Source organism: Acutalibacter intestini (assembly GCF_034334985.1).
In the GTDB taxonomy this organism is placed as follows: domain Bacteria; phylum Bacillota; class Clostridia; order Oscillospirales; family Acutalibacteraceae; genus Acutalibacter; species Acutalibacter intestini.
The window spans coordinates 1-17,220 of record NZ_JAWXXL010000042.1; the positions used below are offsets into that span (position 1 = coordinate 1).

General features: G+C 54.0%; 17 protein-coding genes and 1 tRNA gene. 7 read left to right on the top strand and 11 right to left on the bottom strand.

The window, feature by feature from the left end; translation table 11 throughout:
• Positions 1-617 (bottom strand): recombinase family protein (locus U8U68_RS18720; RefSeq protein WP_322203550.1); only part of this gene is annotated, 617 nt, incomplete at its 3' end.
• 602 nt (positions 618-1,219) lie between these two features.
• Positions 1,220-1,723 carry a sigma factor-like helix-turn-helix DNA-binding protein gene (locus tag U8U68_RS18725; RefSeq protein WP_322203552.1) on the bottom strand — a complete coding sequence of 168 codons (504 nt, stop codon included), beginning with the start codon at positions 1,721-1,723 and terminating at the stop codon, positions 1,220-1,222.
• Between the two features lie 324 nt (positions 1,724-2,047).
• Between U8U68_RS18725 and U8U68_RS18730 the strand changes: the two genes are divergently transcribed.
• Entirely contained in the window at positions 2,048-2,434 is a 387-nt protein-coding gene (locus tag U8U68_RS18730) for a helix-turn-helix transcriptional regulator (RefSeq protein WP_322203554.1), read from the top strand.
• Here U8U68_RS18730 and U8U68_RS18735 read toward each other — a convergent pair.
• The 3 genes from U8U68_RS18735 to U8U68_RS18745 form a co-directional block, all read right to left on the bottom strand.
• Positions 2,391-2,582, bottom strand: a complete 192-nt coding sequence (locus tag U8U68_RS18735; protein ID WP_322203556.1) for a cysteine-rich KTR domain-containing protein — start codon at positions 2,580-2,582, stop codon at positions 2,391-2,393. The genes U8U68_RS18730 and U8U68_RS18735 overlap by 44 nt on opposite strands.
• A gap of 209 nt (positions 2,583-2,791) precedes the next feature.
• Positions 2,792-4,138, bottom strand: a complete 1,347-nt coding sequence (locus U8U68_RS18740; RefSeq protein WP_322203557.1) for a HAMP domain-containing sensor histidine kinase — start codon at positions 4,136-4,138, stop codon at positions 2,792-2,794.
• Positions 4,122-4,790 (bottom strand): response regulator transcription factor, encoded by a 669-nt coding sequence (locus U8U68_RS18745; RefSeq protein WP_322203559.1) that lies wholly within the window; start codon positions 4,788-4,790, stop codon positions 4,122-4,124. The genes U8U68_RS18740 and U8U68_RS18745 overlap by 17 nt, the downstream gene beginning before the upstream one ends.
• A 231-nt stretch (positions 4,791-5,021) precedes the next feature.
• On the opposite strand from U8U68_RS18745, the gene U8U68_RS18750 reads away from it, so the two are divergent.
• Genes U8U68_RS18750 through U8U68_RS18760 form a run of 3 tightly spaced genes read left to right on the top strand, consistent with a single transcriptional unit; the run spans position 5,022 to position 8,321 of the window.
• Positions 5,022-6,356 (top strand): ABC transporter permease, encoded by a 1,335-nt coding sequence (locus U8U68_RS18750; RefSeq protein WP_322203561.1) that lies wholly within the window; start codon positions 5,022-5,024, stop codon positions 6,354-6,356.
• A gap of 11 nt (positions 6,357-6,367) precedes the next feature.
• On the top strand, positions 6,368-7,660 hold the full coding sequence (locus tag U8U68_RS18755; RefSeq protein ID WP_322203563.1) for an ABC transporter permease: 1,293 nt from the start codon (positions 6,368-6,370) through the stop codon (positions 7,658-7,660).
• Between the two features lie 25 nt (positions 7,661-7,685).
• Positions 7,686-8,321, top strand: coding sequence for an ATP-binding cassette domain-containing protein (locus U8U68_RS18760; protein ID WP_322203565.1), 636 nt, complete (start codon positions 7,686-7,688; stop codon positions 8,319-8,321).
• 603 nt (positions 8,322-8,924) lie between these two features.
• Here U8U68_RS18760 and U8U68_RS18765 read toward each other — a convergent pair.
• The 3 genes from U8U68_RS18765 to U8U68_RS18775 form a co-directional block, all read right to left on the bottom strand.
• Positions 8,925-9,248, bottom strand: coding sequence for a hypothetical protein (locus U8U68_RS18765; protein ID WP_322203567.1), 324 nt, complete (start codon positions 9,246-9,248; stop codon positions 8,925-8,927).
• Positions 9,249-9,377: 129 nt separating this feature from the next.
• Positions 9,378-9,662: a hypothetical protein gene (locus tag U8U68_RS18770; protein WP_322203568.1), complete on the bottom strand. Its 285-nt coding sequence runs from the start codon at positions 9,660-9,662 to the stop codon at positions 9,378-9,380.
• 402 nt (positions 9,663-10,064) lie between these two features.
• Positions 10,065-10,147: transfer RNA gene (locus U8U68_RS18775), tRNA-Leu, on the bottom strand.
• Positions 10,148-10,442: 295 nt separating this feature from the next.
• On the opposite strand from U8U68_RS18775, the gene U8U68_RS18780 reads away from it, so the two are divergent.
• Together U8U68_RS18780 and U8U68_RS18785 are read left to right on the top strand one after the other, a co-directional pair.
• Entirely contained in the window at positions 10,443-11,012 is a 570-nt protein-coding gene (locus U8U68_RS18780) for a QueT transporter family protein (protein ID WP_322203569.1), read from the top strand.
• 69 nt (positions 11,013-11,081) lie between these two features.
• Positions 11,082-12,452: a TrkH family potassium uptake protein gene (locus tag U8U68_RS18785; RefSeq protein ID WP_322203572.1), complete on the top strand. Its 1,371-nt coding sequence runs from the start codon at positions 11,082-11,084 to the stop codon at positions 12,450-12,452.
• Positions 12,453-12,835: 383 nt separating this feature from the next.
• On the opposite strand, the gene U8U68_RS18790 is transcribed toward U8U68_RS18785, so the two are convergent.
• Positions 12,836-13,231: a metal-dependent transcriptional regulator gene (locus tag U8U68_RS18790; protein ID WP_322203574.1), complete on the bottom strand. Its 396-nt coding sequence runs from the start codon at positions 13,229-13,231 to the stop codon at positions 12,836-12,838.
• Between the two features lie 123 nt (positions 13,232-13,354).
• Here U8U68_RS18790 and U8U68_RS18795 point away from each other — a divergent pair, with 123 nt between their 5' ends.
• The gene (locus U8U68_RS18795) at positions 13,355-14,437 is read left to right on the top strand and encodes a methyltransferase domain-containing protein (RefSeq protein ID WP_322203577.1); all 1,083 of its coding nucleotides are present in this window, start codon (positions 13,355-13,357) and stop codon (positions 14,435-14,437) included.
• A 711-nt stretch (positions 14,438-15,148) separates the two neighbouring features.
• Here the strand turns inward: U8U68_RS18795 and glpK are convergent.
• Both glpK and U8U68_RS18805 read right to left on the bottom strand, forming a co-directional pair.
• Positions 15,149-16,642 carry a glycerol kinase GlpK gene (glpK, locus tag U8U68_RS18800; protein WP_322203580.1) on the bottom strand — a complete coding sequence of 498 codons (1,494 nt, stop codon included), beginning with the start codon at positions 16,640-16,642 and terminating at the stop codon, positions 15,149-15,151.
• 431 nt (positions 16,643-17,073) lie between these two features.
• A complete protein-coding gene (locus U8U68_RS18805) occupies positions 17,074-17,214 on the bottom strand; it encodes a FeoB-associated Cys-rich membrane protein (protein WP_322203582.1) in 141 nt (46 codons plus the stop codon).
• Positions 17,215-17,220: the final 6 nt, after the last annotated feature.

A 17,220-nucleotide genomic window follows, 5' to 3' on the forward strand; every position in this document is an offset into this window, starting at 1 on the left:
TTGCCCACGCCTTGCAGGTAAAGGTCAAAAATCCGGCGAATCACAGCCGCCTCATCCTCTTTGACGACCATCTTCCCATCTACCATCTCGAAGCCATAGGCAGGAGCATTACAGTTGAACTCGCCAGACTCCATACGCATCTGATAGCTCCTTCGCAGGTGGTCGGAAATGTTTACACTCTCCTGCTGTGCAGCCATGCCGGGGAAGGTCACCAGCATTTCCATATTCATCTTTTCGCTGTCGATGCCCTGTTCCTCGAAGTAGATGCTCACGCCCAATTCCTTGAGGGTACGCAGGGCTACAAGTAACTCTTGCGTGTTTCTCGCAAATCGTGATACGGACTTGGTAATGACCCGGTCGATTTTGCCCAACTTGCAGTCACGGATAAGCCGATTCTGCTCATCACGCTTTTTCATGTCCGTGCCGCTCAAGCCCTCGTCAGCGTACACATCCACCAACTTGTACTGCGGATTCTTGCGCTCGTAATCCTTATAGTAGCGAATCTGAGCGGCAAAAGAGTGCAACTGGTCAGCGGATTTGCTGGACACCCGGCAGTAGGCTGCAAGCCGGATTATCTCAGGCTTTTGCGGTTCCCGGCTGATGTCGGTTACAGTCATTTGCACCATTCCTTTCTGTGAAAATTTCGCCTTTCGGCACCACTAACAATACCACAAGAGTTCAGATACATCCAGCGCAAACGACCAGAGTTTTCACTTCAGACATATATTTTTTCTCCATTCTGCAATGCTGATCTAACAAATTGAACTTTTATATAATGAAGTGGCCGCCCAAAAACGGACGGCCACGTTATCCTATCAATCGTTTTGCTTGTCAATATTTGTTCTCAACTTCCCTGGACAGGGAACACACCTCCCGGCCTATGCCTACGAGATGCTTTGCATCTCGGCCTCATTGGAATCTCACCACCTGCGGGATCTCCGCAGGGCGCCCTCCTTTGCTGCGACGGGTCACGCTCGGCTTTAGGACTGGACGCAAGTATCATTATCCCTTCTGCTGGTCATCGCTGTTGATGGATGTGCGTTCCATCGTCTGAGCCTGGAGGCCAACATTCTGGCGTCCGCTCATGTAGCTGCCGCTCCTCACGGCAGCAAAAGGAAAGTAAAAGGTGCGCTGAATATTCAATTTTCAAAGAGTAACAGAGGGCAGAAAAAAGCCCTTTCGTTTTCCATGCCGAAAAACGAAAGGGCTGACAACCAAATTATTTCAAATTTTTTGCTTTCCGTAGTTTTGCCAGAATCTGGACTTTGCGCCTGTGGATGGCATTCTGAGACACATGAAAGCGCTCCGCGACGGCCCGTTCACTAAGCTGTTGACTGTAGATGAGATACAGAATTTTCTGCTCATCTTCAGACAACCTCTTGAACTCAAGCCGGAGATTGTCCAACATGATTTTCTTTTCTACGTCACCAGCCGTATCGGATGCCATGTCAACCAGAATATCCTCACCATTGAACTCATCCGTGGTGAGCATATCGTAGGAAAAATCGCCGTTCTTTGCAGAGCGCTCGTCCAGATATTTCTGGCGGCGTTTGTCCTTGTAGAACGCTTTATAGTCACTCTCAGACACTTCCATCAACATACCGTGCAGGGGTATGAACTGCCTGCCTGCATAGCACGTCTTTTTCTGATTGAACTGAGCATAAGTGAGTTCCTCATACACTCCATCTTTTAAAACGAACACTTTCCTTGGTGGATATTTCACCGTTGATTCCTCCAATCAATCTGTTTTGGGTTTGGCAAAACGATTGATTGGGGTGGGCTGCGACAGCCTACAAAAGAACAAAAAGCAAGATTAAAAACGGCGTTCTTGCGGGAAATCAAACCCGTAAGAACGCCGTTGGTGTACTGTGATGCGTATTCAGATGCATGGAACCTTACAGTATGGAGGCGAAATGTACTTCAATAGCACAAATATGCAAGGGCGATTTCCCTTCCTTCGTAGTGAATTAAAATACACTATTAAGCGCATTTACAAACATTCCATGTTAGCACAGTGTATTGTAAAATGCATATGAGGTGAATTTTAATGCCAGAGTATGCAAAATCATTGGGCAATGCCATCAGAGAGGCCCGCATCCGCAATGGCTTTACCCAGCGCGGGTTGGCGGAACAGCTCACTATGGATTCCCGCACGATTCTGAACATAGAGAACTATAACGGAAATCCAAAGATGACAATTCTCTATCCCTTAGTTCGGGAGTTGGGGATAGATCCATGGGACATCTTTTATCCCGAACTAAAGCAGGACGAGTCAGCTTTCCGGCAGATACAAATTCTGCTGAAAGAGTGCAGCGATGACGAGATCGCCGCACTGATTCCAGTTGTTGAGGCCGCGCTCAACATTGTAAGGCCAAGCGGGGTCAAAAGGTCTAATCCGCGTTCTTGCCCGGTTCGTCATTTACAACCATTTTAAGGTTGATTACGCCAATTCGGATACTTCTCTTGCATTTCGGGCAGTAGAGCGGGAAGTTCAGCAGAACTGTATCCGGGTCAACTTTGGTATGCGTTTTGGCCCTACAGATAGGGCAGTGAATCCAATGTTCCTCTTTCTTTTTGTCCATATTCACACCTCCTGCGGCGCTGGCTCTGTATCTGGTAACTGGCTCGGGCCGCTTTTTTCTAAAATATAGCGGGTAAAAGTGGAGTACAGGTGGAGTTGAGGGGGAGTTTTGATAGAGTTTTTTAACGGTAGTGCGCGCCGCAGGAATAAGAAAAACAAAAAAGGAGTACAACCATCTTCGAACCGGTTGTACTCCTTCATTTTCCTTTTTTAAGAAAGGTGAACTATAAAACGCACCCCACCCTCTATATTGTTAATGTCATATACCATTCCATGCTGATCTAAAATCGCTTTAACAATATACAGCCCCAGCCCACTGCCACCGGTCTTTCTGTTGTGGGAGGACTCAACCCGATAAAACGGCTCGAAAATGCGCTCCAACTCACCCTCTGGTATGCGTCCGGTGTTGAGGACTTCCAATACGTTCTCTTTCAGCGACACCCTGATGACAGAATTATTTTCCGAATGGATGACCGCATTCCCAATAATATTCGACACAGCTTTTTCCAGTAAATCGCGGTCACCCATGCAGGTGCATTCTTCGAGGTCAGCTATCAGCTGCTGCCCCTTATCCTCTGACAGCCCCTGCCATTTCCGGCAGCAGGACTGGACGAGGGCGGTCATGTTTACTTCAGCCTTGTTCAAACTGAAATCACTGCCTGCCATCCGGGAAATGGACAGGATTTCTTTGACCAAATTTTCCATTTCTTTTACAGTCCGCATGGAGCCGCGAAGGTGCTTATCCCTGTCCTTATACTCGCCAACCATGTAAATCATCCCCTCCAACTCGCCTTTCAACACAGTGATAGGGGTTTTCAACTCGTGGGACACAGCCCGGAAGAAATCCATTCGCACTTTCTCCTGCCTATGTTCCTGCTCAATATCCTCCTGCAATTTTGCGTTGGCGGTGGTTAACTCCCGGAGCGCGATATCCAAGCGTTCCGCCATAGTGTTGAGATTCCTCGCCAGTATGCCTACCTCGTCCGTGCGGGTAGTATCGCATCGCCAAGTCATGTCCAGCTCGGCAAGGCGCTTGGAAATATCACTGATTTTCAAAATCGGTTTTGCAAGAAAATGTGTGTACGCGCTGGCGGCAATGATGGAGATAGACAGGATCAGAAGGCTGATAATGGGTAGCAGATTCCAGAACGCTTTGGTAAGCCGATTTACCAGCCTGCCGGATATGGTAACGGAAAGCTGATAGGTTTCTTCGCCAATTTTCAAATTTGCGGTAGCGGTCTGAGCAGGCTGCTTTTCATCCGATGTGGATCCTTCTCCAAAGGTGACAGTATTCAGCTTTCCGCTCAGCGTGGCGACAGCATTGTGGTTCAGGCAAAATTCATAGATATGGTTTATGGCGTCATCCACAGTACCGTTTTCCAATTCCGTGACCAATCGGCCCATCTGTTCCGTGTAGCCCAGAGTCTGCTGTGAACGGTAGCTGGCTGGCATGACCGCCGTGACAATTCCATAGAGGAGGAAAGTGACAGCAAATAGCAGAATGGTCAGTGAGAGGAATGTTTTCATCCATAGGCTGTTCTTAATGGTTTTTATCAATGCGATATCCCACCCCTCTTATAGTTTCGATACAGTCTACCCCCAGCTTTTTGCGGATATTTTTGATGTGGGTGTTGATGATTTTATCATCTCCCAGATAGTCATAATTCCAGATAATATCCAGCAGCTGCTCTCTGGTGAATACCCGGCCCTGGTTCTCCATCAGCAAGCGCAGGATGTCAAACTCCCGGACAGTCAAAGTTACCTCCTTGCCCTCAACAAAAACCTTATAGTTTTCTGTGTCCAGCTGGACGTTTTGATAAACCAGCAGGCTGCTTTTCTCTCCAGACCGGGTTCTTCGAAGCACGGCCTCTATCCGTTTCAAAACCAGCGGCATAGAAAATGGCTTTGTGATGTAATCGTCCGCCAGCAAATTAAAGCCTTTCATCTGGTTATCCTCGTCATCCAGAGCGGTCAGCAGGATAACAGGCGTACTGCTCTCGTTGCGGATCATCTCGCAGACCGAATAGCCGTCCAGCCGGGGCATCATGATATCCAGCAGCACAAGGTCGAAGCTGTCCTTGTGAAAGGCGGCAATACCGTCCATGCCATCATCTGCCAGCGTGACTTGATACCCGGCGTCCTCCAAAAATATCCGTAGGATGTTTTGGATGGACGCTTCATCTTCTATGACTAAAATGCGCTTTCCCATCTGATTCGCCTCCCATATCTCTCACCTTATTATAAAACATGATTGTGAAGTTGAGGTGGAGAAATCCTATATTTTTCTCTCGGACACAAGGGATTGTACCCTTATTTTATGGGCAAATCAAGCTATCAAATGTTAAGAATCAAAAACTCTATCGAATCTACCTCTTAACTCCACCGCAACTCCATCTTCACGGCGTATGATTGGGTCATTCCACTCAAGGAGGTCGATAAAATGAATTTGTGGAAACGGGCCTGCCTATATTCCATACGGAAAAAGGGCAAGGCAATCACGCTTCTGGCGTTTCTGCTGGTCATGGCAACCATGATGCTGACCTGCCTCTCCATTCAGTCCGCCACAGAGACCGCAAACGCCAACATCAAAAAGGCCCTGCTGGGGTATTTTACCATCAACGCAAAGCATCTGGAAAGCGGTATCCCGGAGGATGCGGTGAGCAGCATTCTCGCCATAGACGGCTTGAGCGGCAGGTACACCCTGCGCTCCTATTCCCATGCAAATTATTATGACGCGGGTGGAAAGCTGCTGGAGATCAGCACCGAGGGCGCGGCCCAGGTGCCGGAGGGGTACGAAAATGCCGGTAAGATCGTGGCGAACTCCAATTCGCAGGAGGACAGCTATTTCACAGATGGGGGCTTCGTGCTGACCGGCGGCAGCGCCATCACCGCCGGAAGCAGGAATGAGGTGCTGATTCATGAGAAATTTGCCCAGCGCAATGGGCTGGCTGTGGGCGATACCATGCTGCTGGGGGATGTATCTGAGAACGCCCATACAATCCCGGTGACGGTGGCTGGAATCTTTACCAACACAAAGGAACAGGATTCTATTGGAATCGCGCCATCCTACGATCTCTATGACAACATCGTGTTTACCGACCTCTCCACCGCTTCTTTCCTGCTCTATGGTGATGGCGCGGCCAGCAGCCAGTACGGAGACTTCTATGTGAACGACCCGGATGATCTTGACCGCATCATGACTGAGGTGCAGGAACTTCCAGGAATGGATTGGGAAAGCAGTACGATAACCCGTTACGACAACGATTATCAGAACGCAAAGGAATCCCTGGAGGGCCTGCGGGACATCGTCTTTATTGCAATCGCCGTGGTATCGGTAATCTGCCTTTTGGTGCTGGCGCTGTTTCTGACCCTGCGGCTTCGCGGGCGCGTCCACGAAACCGGCGTCTATCTGGCAATGGGCATTTCAAAAGGTTCCGTGTTGCTGCAATATCTGCTGGAGGTCATTTTGGCGGCGGCTATCGCCTTGCTTCTTTCCTATGGCGTCAGTTCGGCTATATCCAATCAGATCGGGAGCCGTCTGCTGTCCCAAGTGACTACAGAAACCTATGAAGCAGTAGATTTGACCGGGAACTCTGAAAGTGGCGGAGGACCTGCCGAGGATTTGGGACTGTCAGAGATCATAGTGGCGGTTTCGGCAAAGGACTACCTGACCGTGTGGGCCTTCGGCATGATACTTTGCACGGCATCCACCGCCTTGGCCGCTTACCCAATTATGAAGATGAAGCCCAAGAGCATTTTGTCGCAGATGAGTTAAGGAGGCGCACAATGAATTTCATCACACGAGCGGTCTTGTATACCGCAAGAAAATGGAAAAAGACCCTGCTGCTGTTCTGCCTGTTGCTGGCAATCACCACTCTGGTTCTGTCCGGGCTTGCCATAGCAGATGTTCAGGAGGAACAGGCCGAGGAGGTCAGGGGAACGACAGGAGCAAGTTTTACCGTCAGCCGTAATACTGCGACAGGTGGCTGGAGCAGTGATAGAGGCGGCTCATACAGCACACAGGAATACCTTACGGCTGACAAAATGGAAAGCATCGCTGCTATCAATGGAATAGAGGGTTACAACGCTTCGATCCGCACCATTCTATGCCTGTCTGATCGTCGGGGGCAATGGCTGGAGCAAATGGAACCCACAGGCCATGCGATTGTTGACTGTCAGTTTTACTCTTATAGCTGCATCAATTCAAAATACCATTCTCTTTTCCTGTCCGGGGCTTTGGTTATGTGCGAGGGGAGGACGATCGATTCCTCTGTTAAGAATGGGATCGTTATCAGTAAAGATATTGCGGATAAACATGATCTTAAAGTAGGCGATACCATCCAGGCAGTCAATAACCCTCTATCCGATGACAAAACAATGGATTTGGAAATTGTTGGTTTATTTGAAGTCGTGGCTGATAAAACAGACGAGCGCAACCATTACAACGAATCTTCTTACTACGAGTATACGAACAATGCCTTTGTCAGTGAAGCCGCCATGAAGAAGCTGTTGGAAAATTACACAGATGTGGGCTATGCCTCCGCAGATTTCTTTGTTTCCGACCCGGAACGGCTTGAAAGTATCCTCCATGAGGTGCAAAAAATCAATACAATCAACTGGAACAACTTTTTTATTACAGCCAACGATGAAGTGTACCAAAATATCTCCAGCGCCCTTTCTGACACAGGTACTCTGATTACTACCTTAATTATTGTCATTACCGCCGTGAGCATGGTGCTGATGGTTCTTATTCTATCCATGTCCGTTCGCAGCCGGAAAAGAGAAACCGGAATCTTGCTGGCGGTTGGTATTGCCAAACCTGTGGTTGTTCTCCAATATCTGCTGGAAGTCCTGTTGATTGCAGCGGCAGCGTTTCCTCTGGCCTATCTGTCCAGCAAACAGGCAGCTGGAACCTTGGGAACACTGTTCGGCAAAACGGCTGAACACATCATCGTTACATCGGAGCACTTTATGCTGGTTGTTGTTGTGGGCAGCGTCCTATTGGTGACAGCAGTGTTAGCATCCTGCATCTCCGCCATGCGGTTGAAGCCGAAAACAATCCTGTCACAAATGGAATGATTTTACGAAGAAATGAGGTAGCCTTATGAATATCATGGAAATCCAAAATGTGCAATATGCCTATGACGGCAAAAAGAAAGTCCTGAAGGGCATCAACGCTCAAATGGAGCTGGGCAAGATGTACGCAATCCTCGGCCCCTCCGGGTGCGGCAAGACCACGCTGCTGTCCCTGCTGGGTGGTCTGGACAGCCCCTCCAGTGGTCAGATTTTGTATCAGGGGGAGGACATTGCAAAGACCGGCCTTGCCAATCATCGGCGCAGTCATGTGGCGTTCATCTTCCAGAGTTACAACTTGATTGACTATCTGACCCCTATGGAGAACGTGGCTTTGACCTCCAAACTGCCGCCACTTCCCATTTTAGAGCAGTTAGGGCTGACCGCAGAAGAAGCGAAGCGAAATGTGCTGAAGCTGTCCGGGGGCCAGCAGCAGCGTGTAGCCATTGCCCGCGCTCTGGCCAGTGACGCACAGGTTATCCTGGCCGATGAACCGACCGGAAACTTGGACGAGGACACCGCCGCCGAGATTACCGCCATTCTGAAAGACAGCGCCCATAAATCCGGCAAATGTGTGGTGATCGTGACGCACTCCAATGAGTTGGCGAAAGAGGCTGATGCAGTCTTTCGGCTAACAAAAGGGGGATTGAAGTTAAGTAAGCTTTAATCACTATTTTCTATCTGCTTGTATTTCTTTTTCACTTGGGTAGTTCACTAGACCTGCCATGGTGACAGGTACCACCTTCCACCGAGAGGGCGCACTCCACTCTTGGCGGGAGGTGTTTTTTTCACAATTTATATAGCAACCCCTGGATATTTGCCGTTATACAGCCATTTATGGGTCTTGCAACCCTGTTTTCCGGGAACTGCAGAATTAGCAACCCTATTTTATTTTGCAATCCCGAAAGCCCGGAATCTCCTGAAACGACCGGCGTTGCCGGGCGTTGTGACCCGGAGGTGGGGTGTATAGCAACCCCACCTCCTTCCTCCTGCTTGCTTTTCGGCCTTGCCCACACCCGCCCCAAAACCTGTGATTCTGAGGCTTTCCCAAACTGGCCCCACGCTGGCCCGACACGGCCTGCGCCGGTATTGGCCGAGTGTTTCCAAGACCCAGCCTCGCAAGTATCGACACAGAGCCGCACAGGGGCCGACAGGCGGCAATGAATAGCAAAGAAAAGCGCACCGCGATATGCGATGCGCTCAGGGCTGGTATTCTTTTTTCAATCAAGCGTACCCGATATAAATTTCATAACAGTTCCCGCCGATAGACTCATACAGAGAAAATCTTCGATTTGCTCTTATCCATAACATCGGTGATGTCCAGGTCGTTCGCATACCGGTTCAGCCTGCTGGCGATGTCCCTCTCCAGACAGGTGCTGTGCGGCCCGGCTCCTATGGGGTTGTCCCAGCAGTCTACCGCGCTGCTCTCCAGCCGCAGGCCCAGGCCCTGGGCATAGCTTTGTGCGTAGCCTATCCAGTAGCCAATGTCGAAGGAGGGCTCCTCTATGGCCGGTTCCAGGGTCGGCGCGGGAAGTATAAGTGTGGGCGCAGGAGTTGGTGTAGCCGCTGGCGGAGGAGTGGGAGTTGCTTTCATGGTAACTGTCATGGTGGCGTTAGGGTCGGTGTCAGACTGCTTTGGCGCAGGCGTGGGATCTGCTGCCGTTGGCGGTTCAGAAGGTTCCGTGCCTTGCGTATCGGTATCTTCTACGCTGGAGGTGGATGCCTATGAACTTTCTTGTATCTCGTGGGGAGAGGCGGTTTGATTATTGTTTCCATTTTTGCTGACGGATTTTCTGAGTATGGATACCGTCGGTTTGTAATTTATTCCAGTGATGATCTGCTCAAGGGTGACAGTTATATTGGTGGCAGCTTGGTCAGTTGCCGGGGTTGATTCAGCCTTTACCATGAGGGTCTGCTGTGCAGGCTCAGAGTCTGGAGGTGCTGTCTGGCACCCATTAACGCTCGCTAAGAGGGCTGTGGTCAGGAGGGCTGTTAGGGTTTTCTTCATGGATATCATCCTTTCTTGGAGTTTTTCTTGAGCACAAGGATACCACAAGATTTTGATAAGTCCAGACCAAATCCAAAGAAATACCCACTAAAGATGCTTTTGAAACTCTTGTCTGAATTGGGCAGAGCACGGGAATGGAACAGGCAATGGCTTTGGGGATATCTTGATTATTATCAAGATATTACTCTTGAGAATGAAAAAGCTGGTCGCTTGTTTGTGAGGGCTAACCTCCAGCGACCGGCTATGCATTTCTCGCCCTATTCTGTCATTGTGAGGGTTCGAATCTATTTTTCGCTTGCTTATATCCGTGTTTCGGCACTTTAGAAATCCAGCCTTCTGGGCATCAAAAAACCGCGCCACAGCGCGGTTTTTTGAGCGAATATCTTTTTTATATCCACAGGATGGTGCGGGCGACAGGACTTGAACCTGCACAGTCTCCTACCAGAACCTAAATCTGGCGCGTCTGCCAATTCCGCCACGCCCGCTCGTTTTCTCTATTATACCCCATTTCATCCAAAAGTGCAAGGTTTTTCTTTTACGGCTCTTGCTTTTTTTCGCATTTTGGCGTATCCTTAATACTGGCAAATGCCCGGAGATGCCCTTTCAGGCATAGGCGGGGCTGCCCGTCCCCGCTATTCCGGCCCCCTTTCTGGGCACGGCCGGGCCTTTGGGAAGCTATTTTGGCTTCCGGTCAGTCGAAAAATCCTGACCTTAAACAAAACTAAGGCTGCCCTGGGTCTACAGGCCTGGGTGACAGCCTCTCATTAGGAGGAAAAAATTATGCAAAGCCGTCAAAATTTCCGCTCTGCCATTGTCTATCTGGCCCTGGGCGCAGTCATTGCCGCCCTGTACGTAATCCTCACCTATGTGTCCGCTGCCTTGAACCTGGCCTACGGGCCAGTGCAGTTCCGGATCTCCGAGGCCCTTACCGTACTGCCCGCTTTTACGCCTGCCGCCGTGCCCGGCCTGGCCCTGGGATGCTTTATCTCCAATCTGGCCAGCCCCTTGGGGATCGTAGATTGGGTTTTCGGCACTGCCGCCACCTTGCTGGCTGCTTTGGGCACAGCGGCGCTGGGTCATATTCGCTATAAGGACCTGCCCCTGCTGGCCCCCCTGCCTCCGGTTTTAGTCAACGCCCTGGTGGTGGGCCTTGAACTGGCCTGCCTTTCCAGCACGGGGGCCTTTGCCTGGGGGAATTTCTCCCTGACCGCCTTTGGGGCTGGGGCCCTGTCGGTGGGGTTGGGCGAGCTGGTTGTGTGCTATGCCCTGGGCTTGCCTCTGATGATTGCCCTTCAGCGCGCCGGCTTGGCGGATCTTCTGGCCCGGGCCGGGGGCCGGGAGAGTCTTTAAAAGAACCGCCGCCCCTGCGCGGCGCTTGAATTCTACCCCAAGCTTTTTCTTTCGAGGTGATTTCCCCCCATGTCTCGTTTTACCCATAAACCCCGCCGCACTACCGCGCCTGTGCGCCTTATTGTGGTCAGTTTTGTGCTGCTCATCGCCCTGGGGACCCTGCTGCTTAGCTTGCCGGTCTCCTCGGCCACGGGCGATTTTACCAACCCCGTCTCCGCCCTGTTCACCGCCACCTCTGCCACCTGTGTTACGGGCCTGGCGGTGGAGGACACCACGGCCCATTGGTCGGTGTTTGGTCAGGTGGTGCTTCTTCTGCTTATCCAGCTGGGGGGGCTGGGGCTTTCCACCTTTGCCACGGGTTTTTCGCTTTTGGTGCACCGGCGGCTGGGCATCCGGCAGATGGTGCTTACCGGAGAGGCCTCGGGGGGAGACATGCCCGGCGCGGCTGGGCTTTTGCGGCTGATGCTGGGTTTTACCTTTACCTGCGAGCTCCTGGGGGCTGGGCTTTTGGCTCTGCGGTTTGTGCCCAGCTACGGGGCCCGGGGGGCCTGGGCCGCGGTGTTTGTGGCTGTTTCCGCCTATTGCAACGCCGGGTTTGACATCTTGGGCTTTGTGCCGGGAAACTCCAGCCTTACGGCCTTTTCCGGCGACCCCCTGGTTTGCCTGACCATCTCGGGGCTCATCATTACCGGGGGCCTGGGTTTTGTGGTGGTGCGGGACATTTTTCAGTGCAAGCTGCTTTTGCCCCTCCGCCACCAGGGGGCCAAGCGGCTGAATTTTCACTCGCAGGTCTGTCTACGGGCCACCCTGATCCTGCTGGCGGCTGGAACCCTGGGGTTTCTTTTGCTAGAGAGCAACCAGACCCTAAAGGGCATGGGCTTTGGCCAGCGGCTGAACACCGCCTTTTTCCAGGCTGCAAACACCCGCACCGCAGGGTTTGCCTCTGTGGACATTCAAGCCCAGGGGGGCTTTACTAAGCTGCTCTCTGTGGCCCTCATGTTTATTGGCGGCTGCCCGGGTTCCACAGCGGGCGGGGTAAAGACCACCACTCTGGTGGTGCTTATCATGACAGTAGCCTCCACCCTGCGGGGCAGGGACCAGGCTTCGGCTCTTGGTCACCGGTTTACCCCAGGGGTAGTATACAAGTCCCTCACCGTGGTGCTTTTGGGTCTAGGGGTGGTGTTCGCCGGGACCTGCGCCCTCATTCTGCTAAATCCCCGGCTGGCCCCCATCGACCTGTTGTACGAGGCGGCTTCTGCTTTTGGCACAGCGGGGCTTAGCGCCAGCGTAACCCCCCAGCTGGGGGTGGCCTCCCGGCTGCTCTTGTGCCTCATGATGTTCATCGGCAGGGTAGGCCCCGTGTCCTTTGGGCTATCCATCCTCATGCACGCCAAGGCCTCCCCAGCCATCCTCCCCGAAGGCCGCATGCTCATCGGCTAGGCAACGCAAGCGTTGCATCATTAGTCGCGGAGTCGTTCGCTTGGGCTCACTGGCCGGTGGTAGCTTTTAGCCGAGCCAGCGCGGCAACGCAAGCGTTGCATCATTAGTCGCGGGGGCGTTCGCTTGGGCTCACTGGCCGGTGGTAGCTTTTAGCCGAGCCAGCGCGAGAACGCAAGCGTTGCATCATCAGTCGCGGGGGCGTTCGCTTGGCCTCGCTTGCCGGTGGTAGTTTCTAGCCGAGCCAGCGCAGACAGGGTTCGACAGGGGCGGGCCCGTATTGACTCAAGCAAAAAAGGGAATCGCGCCGGAAGCGCCCAAAGAAACGTGCTGGCTCGGCTCATGGTTACCGCCCAGGTAGCGCGCAGCTTTGCGCGACTCCGCGACTAATGGTCCAGCGCTTGCGCTGGGCGCTGGGTGTTGTCTACGTGCCGCTGAATGGCCCGGAAGGTCTCTTCGCTCACCACGTGCTCCATGCGGCAGGCATCCTCGGCAGCCATTTCTGGCGGTACCCCCAGGGAGGTGAGCCACCGAGTAAATAGCAGATGCCGCTCGTACACCCCCTCGGCAATACGCCGCCCCTCCCCGGTTAGGGTAATGAACCCGTCTCCATCCACTATAACGCAGCCTTTTTCCCGCAGGTTTTTCATGGCCACGCTAACGCTGGGCTTGCTGAACTCCAGCTCGGCGGCAATGTCAATGGACCGCACTGCACCGTTTCGCTGCTGCAAAATCAGGATGGTCTCCAGATAGTTCTCGGCGGATTCATGTATTTTTTTCATGTCGCTGTCACGTCCTTTTGTGTTTGTGAGGTAAATTGCCTATTTTATACCTGGATATGCCCGGGCTTTTCTGTTCATATTATATCGCTTGTAATAAAAAAATTCAAGAGGAAAGGGGTAGCCATGCGGTATTTTGGCACATTCATTCCCGGCGCGGAGGATATTGTGGCTGGCATTTTGGCCCAGCGGCTAAAGGACCTGCGGCTGGTGGACCTGCAAAGCGGCGCGGTAGAGTTTGAGACCGCCCTGGCCTACAGCGGCCTAAACCTGTTTTGCTTTAACAACCTGTTTCAAGTGCTGTACAGCGCCCCGGCCCGGGCCGAGAAAGCCGGGCTGGAAAAATTCGCCCGGGGGCTGCCCACCGCGCCCGTTGACTGGAAAGCCGCTGGGGAGCACCCGGCCCGCTGCCGGAGCTTTCGGTTGATGACCAGCTGCCAAAACCAGCTGACCGCCCTGAGCGCTGGCGCCAAGACCGCCCTGGAAAAGCGCCTGGCCGAAGCCACGGGCCTGCGGGTGGACCGCGGCCTGCCGGACAGCGAGTTTTGGGTTCTCACCCGCCGGGAGGGAAAGGGCTACTTATTAAAGCGCCTCTCCCGGCACCGGGCCTATGATAAGCTTCTGCACCCTGGGGAACTCCACCCAGAGCTGGCCTATATGCTGTGCTGGCTCTCTGCTCCCCAGCCCACAGACCGGGTGCTGGACCCTTTTTGCGGCTATGGGGCCATTCCGGTCCAGCGGTGCAAACGCTTCCCCTATGCCAAAATGCTGGCCTTTGACCAGGACCCTGTGCCCCTGGCGCTGGCCCAGAAAAAGCTGGGCCAGCGGCCCGGCCTGGTTTTTGCCCAAGGGGACGCGCTGCGCCTGGGGGAGTCTCTGCCGCCAGAGAGCGTGGACGCTATTATCACAGACCCGCCCTGGGGGCTGTACAGGGACACAGCACAGCCCCTGGGGGCCTTTTACACGGCCATGCTGGGGGCGTTTTGCCAGGTGTTGAAACCCGGGGGACGGGTAGTGGTGCTTACCGCGGGAAAAAGAGAACTGGCCGAAGCCCTGGCAGACTGCCCCCAGCTGGGGCTAAAGGAGGAGCACCACCTGTTGGTCTCCGGCAAAAAATGCGGAGTATTCGTGCTACTAGGCAACGCAAGCGTTGCATCTTTAGTCGCGGAGTCGGGCAAAGCCGCGCCCTCCCTAGGTGGTAACGGTTAGCCGAGCCAGCGCGGCAGCGTGGCGCTGCACCTTCTTCGCGGAGTCGGGCAAAGCCGCGCCCTCCCTAGGTGGTAACGGTTAGCCGAGCCAGCGCGGCAGCGTGGCGCTGCACCTTCTTCGCGGAGTCGGGCAAAGCTGCGCCCTCCCTAGGTGGTAACGGTTAGCCGAGCCAGCGCGGCAGCGTGGCGCTGCACCTTCTTCGCGGAGTCGGGCAAAGCTGCGCCCTCCCTAGGTGGTAATGATTATCCGAGCCAGCGCGGCAGCGTGGCGCTGCACCTTCTTCGCGGAGTCGGGCAAAGCTGCGCCCTCCCTAGGTGGTAATGATTATCCGAGCCAGCGCGGCAGCGTGACGCTGCACTTTCTTCGCGGAGTCGGGCAAAGCTGCGCCCTCCCTAGGTGGTAACGGTTAGCCGAGCCAGCGCGGCAGCGTGACGCTGCACTTTCTTCGCGGAGTCGGGCAAAGCTGCGCCCTCCCTAGGTGGTAACGGTTAGCCGAGCCAGCGCGGCAGCGTGGCGCTGTACCTTCTTCGCGGAGTCGGGCAAAGCCGCGCCCTCCCTAGGTGGTAACGGTTAGCCGAGCCAGCGCGGTTCTCTGGGCGCTTCCGATCCTGTCCGCGCTGGCTCGGCTAATGGTTTACGCTGGCGAGTGAGCCGGAGCGAACGCCCCCGCGATGAATGGTCCAGCGCCTGCGCTGGCGAACGCCCCCGCGACTAATGATGCAATGCTTGCGTTGCTTGCACTGCTTTATGCCAACGGTCTAGGTCCTGCTGGCGGCGGGCGGGAGCGTAGTGGGGAGAAAAGGCGGCGTCCTCCCGCCAAAGGGCCTGCAATTCCTCTTGGCTGTCCCACACGCCTACAGTCAGCCCCGCCATCATGGCCGAGCCCAGGGCAGTGGTCTCCAGGCATTGGGGACGTAGCACCCGGCTGTCGAGAATGTTCGCCTGGTACTGCATCAAAAACTTGCTTCGAGAGGCCCCGCCGTCTACCCGCAGCTCCCTTAGGCACACACCGCTCTCTTCCTCCATAACCTTTACCAGGTCCCAGCTCTCCAGGGCAATGCTCTCTAGCACGGCCCGGCATAGGTGGGCCCGGGTCGCACCCCTGGTTACCCCCAGCAGGGCCCCCCGGGCATACATGTCCCAGTAGGGCGCGCCCAGGCCTGTAAAGGCGGGTACAAAGCTAAGGCCCCCGGCGTCCTCTACGGTCTCGGCCAGCCGGTCGGCCTCTTGGGGCGTTTTAATGATTTCCAGCTCGTCCCGCAGCCACTGTATGGCCGAGCCAGCATTAAAGGCGCTGCCCTCTAGGGCGTAGACGGTTTTTCCCCCCAGTTTCCAGGCAATAGTGGTTAGCAGGTCCTGGGCGGCCACCGGCGCTTCCCCTGTGTTCATGAGAACAAAGCAGCCGGTGCCGTAGGTGTTCTTGGCCATACCTTTTTCAAAGCAACACTGGCCAAACAGGGCCGCGTGCTGGTCGCCTGCCATACCGGCAATGGGAATCTCTCGTCCCAGCACGTCCGCGCCGCACATTCCCACCACCTGGCCGCACTCCACCACCTGGGGCAGGGCGGTTTCTGGAATGCCCAGCTCTTTGAGCAGGGTGGGGTCCCAGCACTGGCGGTGGATGTCAAAGAGCATGGTACGGGAGGCGTTGGACACGTCGGTGACAAAAGACCGCCCCTCGGTAAGGGAATAGGCCAGCCAGCAGTCAATGGTGCCAAAGCGCAGCCGGCCTTTTGCGGCCAGGTCCCGGGCGGCGGGGACGTTGTCCAAAATCCACTTCATTTTGGTGCCGGAAAAATAGGGGTCAATCAGCAGCCCGGTCACGTCCTTTATGTAACCGCCCAGCCCAGCCGCACTCAGCTGTTCACACTGGCGGGCCGTGCGGCGGCACTGCCAGACAATGGCGTTGCATATAGGGATGCCGGTGGCGCTGTCCCAGGCCACGGTGGTCTCCCGCTGGTTTGTAATGCTAATGGCGGCCACGTCGCCGGGGTTTGTGCCTGCGCTGGCCATGGCCTGGCGCATGGCATAAAGGGTGGTTTGCAAAATTTGCACTGCGTCGTGCTCCACATATCCTGGTTGGGGGTAGATTTGCCGGAACTCTCGCTGGCCCATGCCAGCCACGCCCCCAAAGGCGTCGAATAAAACAGCCCGAGAGCTGGTGGTGCCCTGGTCGATGGAGAGAATATATTTTCCCACAGTCATGGCAAACGCTCCTTTACGAGGGTTTGCCCCTAGTATATCAGATTTTTTCTGGGACTTCAATGGGCAAGCATTAGAATTAAGGCAATACCGCAGAATTCTAAGTACCGTATTGGGCAGTCAGATTTTTCGTGAGAGTGTACAGATTGAGCGCCGTCCATCTCACCATTGACCAGCGAACGCTGTGCGCTATCACGGAAAATCTGCAAGCAAGACGGTGCTTAGAATGGTGCGGGGTTGCCTTATAAAAACATCTACGAAGAAGAGAGGATACAGACTGATTGTATTGGTTAGAGAAAATAGCGAAGGCCTCCTGCGCACAGATGCCCATACACCCCAAAGCCCATTTCAAGATTATAAACCAGCAAACGGAAAAAGGCACAAGCGGTTTTCACCACCCATACCTTTTCACCTGATCTCGCAAATTTGAAGCTTCAGTGACAGCCGCGGCAATTTCCGCAATCACCATTGCAGCCTTTTCCAGACTTATGGGACTTTCGCAGGGAACGAACTGCCAGAGCAGCAGCTGCTGCTAATATCGCTATCACAATAAGATTTCCCAATATAGCAGGCATGGTAAG